Genomic DNA, 10,414 nt, shown 5'->3' on the forward strand with positions numbered 1-10,414 from the left:
ATCTATTAAGCCCGATTGAGTGACAGAATGCAATTCACTAAAATTAATAAATCACGCCATGCGGCCTACGTTTTGCACGTACATTTGGTGTTTATCACCAAGTATCGAAAGCCGATATTGGGGGATCTGCATCACGCTTCCTTCGGTCAGTGTGCGGCAGAGGTTTGCAGAGATTTTGGTGCGGAACTGAAAGAGTGTGACGGAGAGGCTGATCATGTTCACATGCTGATAGAGTACGCGCCAACGGTACAGCTATCGGTACTGGTGAACTCGTTAAAGGCGGTCACATCAAGGCGACTGCGTAATGAATTTCTGGACTTGAGAGGTGCTTACAGCAAACCCGTACTCTGGTCACGCTCTTACTTTGCGGGCTCTTGCGGCGGAGCACCGTTGGAGGTGATCAAGCAATACATTCAAAACCAGCGGGGCTGACGCCCCGGCGAAATTCCCCTCCCACCTACGTCGGAGGGAGTCCCCTTTCGCATTTAAGATGGATCCAGACCCACAGCCAGCAGGAGATGAGTTACCCCGCCCTGCACGGCTTCCTGTGCGCCCGTCTGGCGGGGCCCGTAGCCCCCGACTGGCAAGATCCGCTGGCCGGCCTGCTGCCTCATGATGCGGCGCTGGACGAGAAGAGTGCCGAGGCGCTGCATCACCTGATCGCCGAGCTGGAAGCCCAGGCCGACGACGCGCAGCTGGCCCTGCCGAGCCAGTGTCGCCTCTCTACCGACAACCCGGAGCAGGTGTTTGACAAGCGCCATCCTCTGGGCCAATGGAGCTATGGCTTCAGTCAGGGGGTAGCCTGCTGGCCGGCGCCGACCGACCTGAACGATCCGGCGACCCGCTATCGCTTCAGCCTGGTGGCCGAGCTCTGCCTGTTTCGCGACAAGCCCATGGCCATGATGCTGCACCAGGCTACGGCCAGCGAGCCCCCCTTCCTCGATTTTTGCAAGCGTCAACGCCAGCAGATGAAGACGGCCCTCAACCTCCTGCTCGGCCAGGATCACTACGAGGCCGAGCCTGAAGAGAGCCCGTCCCTGGACAACGAGCAGACTCGCCAGTGGCAGCAGTGGTTCGAGCTGGCGGCAGAGAGCCGCGATCCCCTCGCTCGCCTTGGCTGGTTCGAGCGCATCATTGCCGATGCCAACCTCCTGTTCGATGAGGCATTCTGGCAAGCCCACGCGGGCCATGGCTGGCAGGTCCCCGAGGCACGCCCTCTGATCGCGGCCAGGGCCGGTCGAGCCGATTGCCTGCTGCGACTTGGGCAGCTTGGGCAGGCACGGGATGAGTACCTGGCCCTGCTCGCCCTCTGTCGCGCCGACGAGCCCGCTTGCCGCCACCCCCTCTCCACCCTCTATGCCTGGCAAGGGGAATGGGATGCCCTGCAACAACTGCTGGTGCGCTTTGATGAAGCCTCCTGCTGGCTGCTTTACAACAAGGCCTTGATGAGCTTTGTCTGCGAAGGGGAAGCGGCGGCGCGCCCTCATCTGGCGGCGGCAATGGAGGTCAATCCCCATGTGCCCGCCACTTTGCTGGGCCAGCGCCGCTTGCCCAAGCAGGAGCCTCGCCGCTGGCAGGGAGGCAGCCGTGACGAGGCGGCGCTCTACGCCTTGCAGAGTCGCGAGGCCTGGCTGACCCACAACGCCTTGATATGGCTGCGAAAGAGTGCGGGCAAGCAGGCCAGTTGAGACCCCAATTGCCGATTCGATGACAGAACACGTGCGCAAACGCACATTTTTCTGGTGACTGGTCAGACAAATGCCCCTGTGTTACGTATCATCAAGGCCAAAGTATCAAGAGAAACTGCACCCGATGCAGCCGCCACAGCAGGATGTCATATGTCGAAGATCATTGAGCTGCTCGCGCACTACCCTCCTTATCAGCTGGTTCACGCCGCTGAGATGGTGCGCGATACCTTTGAACAGTTTTATCAGCAGCGGTACCAACTCACCGTGCCCCAGTGGCGCCTGATGATGGTGCTCGGCCCCCACTACCCCATCAGCCAGAAGGAGCTGGTGGAGGCGAGCGGCATGGACAAGGTACGGATCTCCCGCGAGATCCATCGTCTGGTGGAGAAAGGCATCCTGTTCACCGAGAACAGCGTGCAGGACAAGCGCATCAGCCTGGTCTCCTTCACCCCGGCGGGGCTCACCTTGTTCCAGCAGCTCAAGACGGAGGCGGGAAGCTGGCAGCACACTCTCACCGACTATCTGCCGGCCGAGGCGCGCCAGAGCATTCGCCTGCACCTGCAGAGCGTCAGCGATGCCATCGAACAACTTCACCTGCTGGACAACGAGCAACCCTCATGAAGCTGAACAACTTTGCCACCATGGATGTCAACATGCTGCTGAGCCTGGTCAACATGCAGTTGCGTGATCACTACGAGGATCTCGATGATCTCTGCCGGGCGCAGGATCTCGATCAAGAGGCCCTGGTTGCCAGGCTGGCCAGTGGCGATTTTCACTATCAGGAAGATCAGAAGCAGTTCAGATAGGGATCCGGATCACAACCCGACCCATGCCGCTGGCTCCGTCGGCAAAAGCTGCTAAGGTGGTGGCTACCCGGTCCGTTGATGTTCGCAAGAGGTATGGATACATCTTGTTGTCACAGACCGCGGTTAGCCTCTTGTTCACCACCCGCAGCCAAGGATGACCCATGATGCGCCTCATTCGACCAACCAGCCTGATCACCCTCTGCACATTGCTGGTGATCAGCCTCTTCCTCCCCCAGGTCCCCAACAGCGCCGAGCAGTGGCTCACCACCCTGCTGCTGGCCTCCCTCGTGGCGGTCTTTCTGATGGTCGGCAGCGGCTGCCGCCACTTCCTGCGCGAATAACGACGCCAGAGCGCGATGACTGCCCAAAAACAACAACGCAGCCCGAGGGCTGCGTTGTTGTTTCAGGATACTGGGGAGGCCCCGAGTCGCATCAGTAAGCCAGGGTTTCCAGCTGCTCCTTGGCCTGCTCGATCCCCTTGGCTTGCGCCTCCGGCCCCATGCCCATGCCTTCGGCATAGATGAAGTCCACTTCGGTGATGCCGATGAAGCCCAGCACGGTACGCATGTAGGGGGTCACCAGGTCGGTGGCATTGCCCACGTGCATGCCGCCACGGGGGCTGACCACCAGGGCGCGGGTGTTCTCCACCAGGCCGACCGGACCGGTCTCGGTGTAACGGAAGGTCACGCCGGCACGGGCCACCAGATCGATCCAGTTTTTCAGCTGGGTCGGGATGTTGAAGTTGTACATGGGGGCCGCGATGATCACCAGATCGCTCGCCTTGAGCTCGGCGACCAGCTCGTCGGACTGGGCCAGCACCGCTTGCTGACGCTCGTTCAGGTTCTCGCCACCACGCAGGCCCATGGCCAGCTCGCCGTCCAGCACCGGCAGGTTCAGGGTCGCCAGATCGCGTACCTGGATGGTGTCACCCTGGCGCTCGGCCAGGTAGCCGTCGATCAGGGCGTTGGATTGGGAATACTGGCCCAGGATGCTGGACTTCAGAACGAGGATATTGGCCATGGTGAAACTCCATTTGATTGTCAATTGAACAGCCAGGCTGTCGATGGAGGTCACTATAAAGACTGGCATTAAAGCCTGATAGCGAAAATAGATGCTCAAGTCATTCAAAAAATTTGATGTCTGTGCATTTCCTCGGCGGAGAGGGGCTCATCAAACTCCGCACCCTTGGCATGACAAACGATTGCCGTTATGATCTGCCGCACTTTTTGTACGTGATCCGGATCTCATGACCTCCTCCCGCAGGCACTCCCCCTTTGCCGGCGCCGTCTGGATGATGGTGGCAGGCCTCTGCTTCGCCGCCGTCAACAGCCTGAGCCAGTATGTCAGCTTCACGCTCGGCCTCCCCTCGACCCAGGTCGCCTTTCACCAATATCTGATCGCCCTGGTCTGCCTGCTGCCCTGGCTGGTGCGCCACGGTCTGCGCCAGTCCCTGATGACGAACCAGCTGCGCCTGCACCTGCTGCGGGTCGCCCTTGCGGTGACCGGCATCCAGTTCTGGCTCTGGGCACTGGCGGTCCCCGTCCCCATCTGGCAGGGGATCGCGCTCTTGATGACCTCCCCCCTGTTTGCCACCCTGGGATCAGCCCTCTTTCTCAAAGAGCAAGTGAGCCGGGCCCGCATTCTCGCGACCCTGGCGGGGTTTGTGGGCGCCATGCTGATCCTGGCTCCCTGGACCGACGACTTCACCCTGGCCTCCCTGCTGCCGGTGGCGGCCGCCCTCTTCTGGGCAGGCTACTCCTTGCTGGTGCGCTATCAGGCGGCCAGCGAGTCGTCCCACACCATCGTCGTCTACCTGCTCGTCTTCAGCACCCCGTTCAACGCCATGCTGGCGATCCCTGAATGGCAGTGGCCGAGCGAAACCCAGTGGCTGCTGGTGGCCGCCTCGGGCGTACTGTCGGCACTGGCCCAGATGTCCATCGCCCGCGCCTACAGCGTGGCAGAGGCCTCCTTCGTGCAACCTTTTGATTTTGCCAAGCTGCCCATGAACGTGCTGGCCGGCTGGCTGGTATTTGGCTGGGCGCCCCCCGGTCGCTTGTGGCTGGGGGCGGCCATCATCATCGGCGCCATCACCCTGCTCACCCATCTGGAGCAGCGCGCCCACCCACCCACTTCCTGAGGTACGCCATGCGTGCCTCTTTTTTTGCTCACCCGGATCAGCCCTGCTGACCACCGACCTCAGGAGAGATCAGATGTTTGGAACCGCCACCCGCCCCACTGCGACCCGCGCCCTGCTGCTGGGATCAGGCGAACTCGGCAAGGAGGTCGCCATCGAGCTGCAGCGGCTCGGTATCGAGGTGATCGCCGCCGACCGCTATGCCAACGCCCCCGCCATGCAGGTGGCCCACCAGGCCCGCGTGCTGGACATGCTGGATGGTGCCGCCCTGCGCGCCCTGGTGGCCGAGGTCAAGCCCGACCTCATCATCCCCGAGATTGAAGCCATCGCCACCGATACCCTGGCCGCCCTCGAGCAGGAAGGGGTCAAGGTGGTGCCCAATGCCCGCGCCACCCAGCTCACCATGAACCGGGAGGGGATCCGTCGCCTCGCCGCCGAAACCCTGGGGCTGCCCACCTCTGCCTACCGCTTTGCCCAGAGCAAGGAGGAGTTTGTGGCCGCCGTCGAGGCCATCGGCCTCCCCTGCGTGGTCAAACCGGTGATGAGCTCCTCCGGCAAGGGGCAGAGCCTGCTGCGCGATCTCGCCAGGCTGGATGAAAGCTGGACCTATGCCCAGGAGGGGGGCCGTGCCGGTCGTGGCAAGGTGATTGTCGAAGGCTTCGTTCCTTTCGAGTACGAGATCACCCTGCTCACGGTGCGCGCCGTCGATGGCATCCACTTCTGCGAGCCTATCGGCCATCGTCAGGAGGATGGCGACTACCGCGAATCCTGGCAGCCCCAGGCCATGAGCGAGCTGGCCCTGGCCCGCTCCAAGGAGGTGGCGGCCAAGGTGGTCGAAGCTCTTGGCGGCTATGGTCTGTTCGGGGTCGAGCTCTTCATCAGGGGCGACGAGGTGTGGTTCAGCGAAGTATCCCCCCGCCCCCACGACACCGGCATGGTGACCCTGATCTCCCAGGATCTCTCCGAGTTCGCCCTGCACGTGCGCGCCATCCTGGGGCTGCCCGTCGGCACCATCACCCAGTACGGCCCGAGCGCCTCTGCCGTGGTGCTGCGGGAAGGCCACAGCCAGGATATCCGCTATCAGGGGATTGGCGAGGCACTGGCCCTGGTGCCCGGAGCCCAGTTGCGTCTCTTTGGCAAGCCGGAGATCGCCGGTCGTCGTCGCCTCGGGGTGGCGCTCGCCCGTGGGCAGGATTGCCAGGAAGCCGTGGAGCAGGCCAAAACGGTGGCAGCCCGGGTCGAGGTACTCTTCTAGGCAATCCGCTTTACCACGCAAAAACAAACGTTTATCTGCGTGATCCGGCGCAAGGGGCAGGTGACTGCCCCTTTCCCATTGAAGCACCGGGCTTATAATCCCCCCTTCACCTATGTCAGGAGTACAAGATGTTAACTGCCGTGATCTTCGATATGGATGGTGTTCTGATCGACTCGGAACCCTTCTGGCAACGGGCACAGATGGCCGTCTTCGCCGAACTGGGCCACTTCCACACCGAGGAGGACTGCAACTCCACCATAGGGGTGCGCATCGATCAGCTGGTGGCCCACTGGTACCGGATCCGCCCCTGGAGCAGCCCCAGCCAGGAAGAGGTAGTACAGCGCATCCTGGATCAGGTGATCGCGCTCATCCTGCAAGAGGGGCAGCCCAAGGCCGGGGTGCTGGAAGCCCTCGACCTCATCGAGGCCCAAGGGCTCAAGATCGGGCTCGCCACCTCCTCCCCGTTTGCCATGGTCGAGGCGGTGCTCGGCAAACTCGGCATCCAGGACCGTTTCATGGCGGTCCACTCCGCCGAGGTGGAGCGCTTTGGCAAACCCCACCCGGATGTCTATATCCACGCCGCCGAGAAGCTCGGCGTCGAGCCTGTGCACTGTCTCGCCATCGAGGACAGCTTCACCGGCCTGCTGGCAGCCAAGGCAGCCTCCATGACGGCGCTGATCGTGCCGGACCCGGCGCTGGTCGGCGATCCCCGTCTGGCCATCGCCAACCACGAGCTGCGCTCTCTTGCCGAGCTGAACGCAGAGATGCTGGCCGGCTGGGTCAAGTAGGCAACACTGACTGACCTCCTGCCTCCCTTGAGCCCGCTCATAAACGTGCGCTTGCTCGCGGTTGCGCCGCCTTGTGGCGACTAGAATCAGCAGGAGCACAGAGACGGCCCACGGGCCCGAGGAGGTCACCATGATCGAGTACACCAGCAAGCGTATCGTCTGCCCCCACTGCGGCCACCACACCCGGGTCGAGCTGGATGCCAGCCAGGGGGATCAGGAGTTCTACGAGGATTGCATGGCCTGCTGCAACCCCATCCACCTGCGGCTGCACCGGGATGAAGCCCGCGACTGCCTGCAACTCTTCGTGGATGCCGACGACGAGCAGCTGTTCTGAATTCCCCTGTCCAGACACAGACAAAAACAAACGGGACCCTGTGGGTCCCGTTTGTTCTGGTGCCATCGTCAGGCTGGATCACGCCTCCCTCAAGCACGCCGCCTTCGCCGACGTCATGGTCGGAACAAACTCCACCACCTGATAATCGGCCGCCTCTGCCTGCTTGAAGGGATCCTCTGCCAGCATCGCCTCCAAGGCGTCTCGGCTCACGCCCTGCGCCAGTATGACGCCCCCGACTCGGGGTACCCGACGCCCGGACGCCAGAAAATGGCCTGCGGCATATTGCCGCTCCAGCCACGCAATGTGGGCCGGGATCAGGGCATCGATCTCCGCCAGCGGTTTCACATAGGTCAATGTCACGACAAACATAGAGAAGTCTCCAAGGCTCTGGGGCGGCGCCTCTTCCACAAGAGGGCGCCTTTCCCGTGATGCCGCCCTCCTCTTCGAACCCTGGGGGCAGCGCTCAGGTGGTTACTGGCGCGCCGCCAGCACCCGCTCCACCGTGTCGACGATGGCCTGGGTCTGGGGGTCAATCTCGATGTTGGTCTGCCAGCCGGCCTTGACCCAGCCCAGGTTGGTCCGGGCCAGGGTCTCGGGGATCAGGTTGACGCAGAACTCCCTGGCGCGTACCTCGCCCACGGTGAGGCTGATGCCGTCGATGCCGATGTAGCCCTTGGTCAGCACGTACTTCATGAGCGCAGGATCGAGGCGATACCACACCTGGCGGTTGTTGGGGGTGTCGATGACCGAGGTCACCTCGGCCGTCCCCATGATGTGGCCGGACATGGCATGGCCGCCAATCTCGTCCCCAAAGCGGGCGGCCCGCTCCACGTTGACCTTGTCACCCACCACCAGTTGCCCAAGGTTGGTGAGGCGCAGAGTCTCTTGCATCAGATCGAAGCTGACCAGATCCCCCTCCACCCGGGTGACGGTCAGGCAGCAGCCGTTGTGGGCCACCGAGGCCCCCAGGGCCAGCCCCTCGCCCCAGGCCGGGCTCGGCATGCGGATCACGTGGGTGCGAAAATTGGGCAGTGAATCGATGGCCACCAGTTCGGCGGTCCCTTGTACGATGCCGGTGAACATGAGTCTCTCCAGGCTGTGAAAATTGTCGGCAGGTTACCCCCGGCCACCTTGCAAGACAAGGGTGCCGGCTGACAAGGAGAAGCGCGATCGCTATAGTGACCCCAATCAATCCAGACTGAACGAGGAAACAAAAATGCAGGTATATCAATGCTGTGAAGCCATTCGCATCGCCTACAACCAGATTGGCTCCGGCGAGCAGGGTTATGTGCCCCAGGCCATCGCCGCCAGCATACGGGCGCTTAACGCCGTGGCCTCCGACGAGCGGGTACCGGCGGATCTGCGCGAGCAGGCGGCCTATGCCGCGGCCAACCTGCTGATCAGCGATCACGAAGACGCCTGATCCCGGCTACAAATCTGCCGCCGACCTTCCCCGTTGGCGGTTTTTCAGGCTAGAATGACACCCCCGCATTTTGTCTCCTCAGGACGAGGAGGCAAAAGCCCATCTCTCTTGCCCGCTCTTTCTCTTTTATCTGATCCACTCGGAGGTGTCAGTGCAACGTTATTGGTCCGAGGCGAAGCAGCTCGTTCGTCTAGCCAGCCCCATTCTGGTCGCCCAGGTGGCCCAGATCGCCATGAACTTCGTCGATACCGTGATGGCGGGACAGGTGAGCGCCGTGGATCTTGCCGCCGTGTCGGTGGCGTCCAGCTTCTGGTTGCCGATCATCTTGCTGGTGCAGGGCATCATCATGGCCCTCACCCCCATCGTTTCCCAGCTCAACGGCGCCCGCAAGCAGGACGAGGTGCGCCCCGCCGTGCACCAGGGCTTCTGGCTCGCCCTCATCGTCACGCCCATCGCCATGGTGGCACTCTACTTCAGCCCCCTGGCACTGCAATTCATGGACGTGGATCCCGTCATGGCGGCCAAGACTGCCGGCTACCTGCACGCCATCCTGTGGGGCCTGCCCGCCTTCGTGATGTTCCAGGTGCTGCGCAACTTCAGTGAGGGGCTCTCCCACACCATGCCGACCATGGTGATCGGTTTCGTGGGGCTCGCGGTCAACATCCCCGCCAACTACATCTTCATTCACGGCCACTTCGGCATGCCGAAACTCGGCGGCGTCGGCTGCGGCGTGGCCACTGCCATCGTGCTCTGGGCCATGCTGCTGGCGATGATCGTCTATGTGAAGTGCTCTGCCCACTTCAAGCGCATCAACCTGTTCGCCCAACTGGCACGCCCCAACGGCAGCCGGATCTGGCGCCTGTTCCGCCTGGGGTTTCCCATCGCCATGGCCATCTTCTGCGAGGTGACCCTGTTTACCGTGGTGGCCCTGATGCTGGCACCCTTCGGCGCGGAGACGGTGGCGAGTCACCAGATTGCGCTCAACTTCTCCAGCCTGGTCTTCATGCTGCCCCTGTCCATTGGTGTCGGCGTGACCATCCGGGTCGGTCACAACATAGGGGAAGGTCAACCGGATCAGGCCAGGGTCGCCGCCCGCACCGGCCTGATGCTGGGCATGGGAGTCGCCGCCGCAACCGCCGCCCTCACCGTGCTGCTGCGCGACCCCATCGCGGGGATCTACACCGACGACCTGCAGGTGATCGGCCTCGCCGCCACCCTGCTCTTCTTCGCCGCCATCTACCAGATCTCCGATTCTGTACAGGTGGTGGCCGCGGCGGCCCTGCGCGGTTACAAGGATACCCAGGCCATCTTCTACGTCACCATCGTCGCCTATTGGGGGCTGGGTCTGCCCACCGGCATGATCCTGGGGCTGACCGACTGGGTGGTACCGCGCATGGGCCCGCAGGGCTTCTGGATAGGCTTCATCGTCGGTCTCACCTCCGCCGCCCTGATGCTGGGCGCACGGCTGCGCGTCATCTACGGCCGCTTCGCCAGCCCCGCAGCCTGCACCGCCCTCTCCCGGGCGCAATAGGGCGCGGCCAGGGGCACGGGGAGCCGCACTTTTGGGGCGGCTCGCCTGTAAAATCAACAGGCTGCACAAGAACTGGGCAAACAGTCTCCTTTGTGCATGTCCCTTGTTGACAGCCTTGGGGGCCATGGGTAGTATGCCGACCACGCCAGCAGTGCTGGCGGGATAAAACGGGTTTTCAACCCGGTTTATGAAGTGGGTTTATAGCTCAGTTGGTTAGAGCACTACCTTGACATGGTAGGGGTCGTTGGTTCGAATCCAATTAAACCCACCACTTTTCGTGATGCGTCCTTAGCTCAGCTGGTTAGAGCACCACCTTGACATGGTGGGGGTCGGTGGTTCGAATCCACTAGGACGCACCATCACGAAACCCTGTTATGCGTCCTTAGCTCAGCTGGTTAGAGCACCACCTTGACATGGTGGGGGTCGGTGGTTCGAATCCACTAGGACGCACCATC

14 protein-coding genes and 3 tRNA genes are annotated in these 10,414 nt (G+C 62.4%); 14 read left to right on the plus strand and 3 right to left on the minus strand.

Going from position 1 to position 10,414, the window contains the following annotated elements:
- Window positions 1-27: 27 nt before the first annotated feature.
- The 5 genes from tnpA (at window position 28) to PG887_RS04860 (ending at window position 2,835) form a co-directional block, all read left to right on the plus strand.
- On the plus strand, window positions 28-432 hold the full coding sequence (tnpA, locus tag PG887_RS04840; RefSeq protein ID WP_010674034.1) for an IS200/IS605-like element ISAs26 family transposase: 405 nt from the start codon (window positions 28-30) through the stop codon (window positions 430-432).
- A gap of 86 nt (window positions 433-518) precedes the next feature.
- Window positions 519-1,688, plus strand: a complete 1,170-nt coding sequence (locus tag PG887_RS04845) for a UPF0149 family protein (RefSeq protein ID WP_010674640.1) — start codon at window positions 519-521, stop codon at window positions 1,686-1,688.
- A gap of 150 nt (window positions 1,689-1,838) precedes the next feature.
- Entirely contained in the window at window positions 1,839-2,309 is a 471-nt protein-coding gene (locus PG887_RS04850) for a MarR family winged helix-turn-helix transcriptional regulator (protein ID WP_010674639.1), read from the plus strand.
- Window positions 2,306-2,494: a DUF4250 domain-containing protein gene (locus PG887_RS04855; protein ID WP_010674638.1), complete on the plus strand. Its 189-nt coding sequence runs from the start codon at window positions 2,306-2,308 to the stop codon at window positions 2,492-2,494. Before PG887_RS04850 ends, PG887_RS04855 begins: the two co-directional genes overlap by 4 nt.
- 161 nt (window positions 2,495-2,655) lie before the next feature.
- A complete protein-coding gene (locus PG887_RS04860; RefSeq protein ID WP_010674636.1) occupies window positions 2,656-2,835 on the plus strand; it encodes a hypothetical protein in 180 nt (59 codons plus the stop codon).
- A gap of 91 nt (window positions 2,836-2,926) precedes the next feature.
- Here the strand turns inward: PG887_RS04860 and PG887_RS04865 are convergent, their stop codons facing one another.
- A complete protein-coding gene (locus PG887_RS04865; protein ID WP_010674635.1) occupies window positions 2,927-3,514 on the minus strand; it encodes an FMN-dependent NADH-azoreductase in 588 nt (195 codons plus the stop codon).
- Window positions 3,515-3,740: 226 nt separating this feature from the next.
- Here PG887_RS04865 and PG887_RS04870 point away from each other — a divergent pair, with 226 nt between their 5' ends.
- From PG887_RS04870 to PG887_RS04885, 4 genes are all read left to right on the plus strand, one after another.
- Window positions 3,741-4,631 carry a DMT family transporter gene (locus tag PG887_RS04870; RefSeq protein ID WP_041211382.1) on the plus strand — a complete coding sequence of 297 codons (891 nt, stop codon included), beginning with the start codon at window positions 3,741-3,743 and terminating at the stop codon, window positions 4,629-4,631.
- 73 nt (window positions 4,632-4,704) lie between these two features.
- Window positions 4,705-5,883: a formate-dependent phosphoribosylglycinamide formyltransferase gene (gene purT, locus PG887_RS04875; protein WP_041211381.1), complete on the plus strand. Its 1,179-nt coding sequence runs from the start codon at window positions 4,705-4,707 to the stop codon at window positions 5,881-5,883.
- A gap of 128 nt (window positions 5,884-6,011) precedes the next feature.
- The gene (gene hxpB, locus PG887_RS04880) at window positions 6,012-6,671 is read left to right on the plus strand and encodes a hexitol phosphatase HxpB (protein WP_010674632.1); all 660 of its coding nucleotides are present in this window, start codon (window positions 6,012-6,014) and stop codon (window positions 6,669-6,671) included.
- A 130-nt stretch (window positions 6,672-6,801) separates the two neighbouring features.
- Complete coding sequence (locus PG887_RS04885; RefSeq protein ID WP_005336871.1) at window positions 6,802-7,005, plus strand: CPXCG motif-containing cysteine-rich protein; 204 nt, start codon at window positions 6,802-6,804, stop codon at window positions 7,003-7,005.
- A gap of 78 nt (window positions 7,006-7,083) precedes the next feature.
- Here PG887_RS04885 and PG887_RS04890 read toward each other — a convergent pair whose 3' ends face one another.
- Both PG887_RS04890 and PG887_RS04895 read right to left on the minus strand, forming a co-directional pair.
- Entirely contained in the window at window positions 7,084-7,374 is a 291-nt protein-coding gene (locus PG887_RS04890; protein WP_029314482.1) for a YciI family protein, read from the minus strand.
- A gap of 102 nt (window positions 7,375-7,476) precedes the next feature.
- A complete protein-coding gene (locus PG887_RS04895) occupies window positions 7,477-8,088 on the minus strand; it encodes a riboflavin synthase (protein ID WP_010674630.1) in 612 nt (203 codons plus the stop codon).
- Window positions 8,089-8,221: 133 nt separating this feature from the next.
- Here PG887_RS04895 and PG887_RS04900 point away from each other — a divergent pair, with 133 nt between their 5' ends.
- The 5 genes from PG887_RS04900 to PG887_RS04920 all read left to right on the plus strand — a co-directional run bounded on the left by PG887_RS04900 (window position 8,222) and on the right by PG887_RS04920 (window position 10,412).
- A complete protein-coding gene (locus PG887_RS04900) occupies window positions 8,222-8,428 on the plus strand; it encodes a YaeP family protein (RefSeq protein WP_010674629.1) in 207 nt (68 codons plus the stop codon).
- A 151-nt stretch (window positions 8,429-8,579) separates the two neighbouring features.
- Window positions 8,580-9,959, plus strand: coding sequence for an MATE family efflux transporter (locus PG887_RS04905; protein ID WP_029314480.1), 1,380 nt, complete (start codon window positions 8,580-8,582; stop codon window positions 9,957-9,959).
- A gap of 194 nt (window positions 9,960-10,153) precedes the next feature.
- Window positions 10,154-10,230: transfer RNA gene (locus PG887_RS04910), tRNA-Val, on the plus strand.
- 11 nt (window positions 10,231-10,241) lie between these two features.
- Window positions 10,242-10,318 (plus strand) — tRNA-Val (locus PG887_RS04915).
- 17 nt (window positions 10,319-10,335) lie between these two features.
- Window positions 10,336-10,412: transfer RNA gene (locus PG887_RS04920), tRNA-Val, on the plus strand.
- The last annotated feature ends 2 nt before the right edge of the window (window positions 10,413-10,414 follow it).

This window comes from Aeromonas sp. QDB14 (assembly GCF_027707845.1).
GTDB lineage: Bacteria > Pseudomonadota > Gammaproteobacteria > Enterobacterales > Aeromonadaceae > Aeromonas > Aeromonas caviae.

Excerpts from the sequence above, each read along its gene's own strand:
- tnpA (WP_010674034.1), top strand. The coding sequence starts at position 28 with ATGCAATTCACTAAAATTAATAAATCACGCCATGCGGCCTACGTTTTG.
- PG887_RS04845 (WP_010674640.1), top strand. The coding sequence starts at position 519 with ATGAGTTACCCCGCCCTGCACGGCTTCCTGTGCGCCCGTCTGGCGGGG.
- PG887_RS04850 (WP_010674639.1), top strand. The coding sequence starts at position 1,839 with ATGTCGAAGATCATTGAGCTGCTCGCGCACTACCCTCCTTATCAGCTG.
- PG887_RS04855 (WP_010674638.1), top strand. The coding sequence starts at position 2,306 with ATGAAGCTGAACAACTTTGCCACCATGGATGTCAACATGCTGCTGAGC.
- PG887_RS04860 (WP_010674636.1), top strand. The coding sequence starts at position 2,656 with ATGATGCGCCTCATTCGACCAACCAGCCTGATCACCCTCTGCACATTG.
- PG887_RS04865 (WP_010674635.1), bottom strand. The coding sequence starts at position 3,514 with ATGGCCAATATCCTCGTTCTGAAGTCCAGCATCCTGGGCCAGTATTCC.
- PG887_RS04870 (WP_041211382.1), top strand. The coding sequence starts at position 3,741 with ATGACCTCCTCCCGCAGGCACTCCCCCTTTGCCGGCGCCGTCTGGATG.
- purT (WP_041211381.1), top strand. The coding sequence starts at position 4,705 with ATGTTTGGAACCGCCACCCGCCCCACTGCGACCCGCGCCCTGCTGCTG.
- hxpB (WP_010674632.1), top strand. The coding sequence starts at position 6,012 with ATGTTAACTGCCGTGATCTTCGATATGGATGGTGTTCTGATCGACTCG.
- PG887_RS04885 (WP_005336871.1), top strand. The coding sequence starts at position 6,802 with ATGATCGAGTACACCAGCAAGCGTATCGTCTGCCCCCACTGCGGCCAC.
- PG887_RS04890 (WP_029314482.1), bottom strand. The coding sequence starts at position 7,374 with ATGTTTGTCGTGACATTGACCTATGTGAAACCGCTGGCGGAGATCGAT.
- PG887_RS04895 (WP_010674630.1), bottom strand. The coding sequence starts at position 8,088 with ATGTTCACCGGCATCGTACAAGGGACCGCCGAACTGGTGGCCATCGAT.
- PG887_RS04900 (WP_010674629.1), top strand. The coding sequence starts at position 8,222 with ATGCAGGTATATCAATGCTGTGAAGCCATTCGCATCGCCTACAACCAG.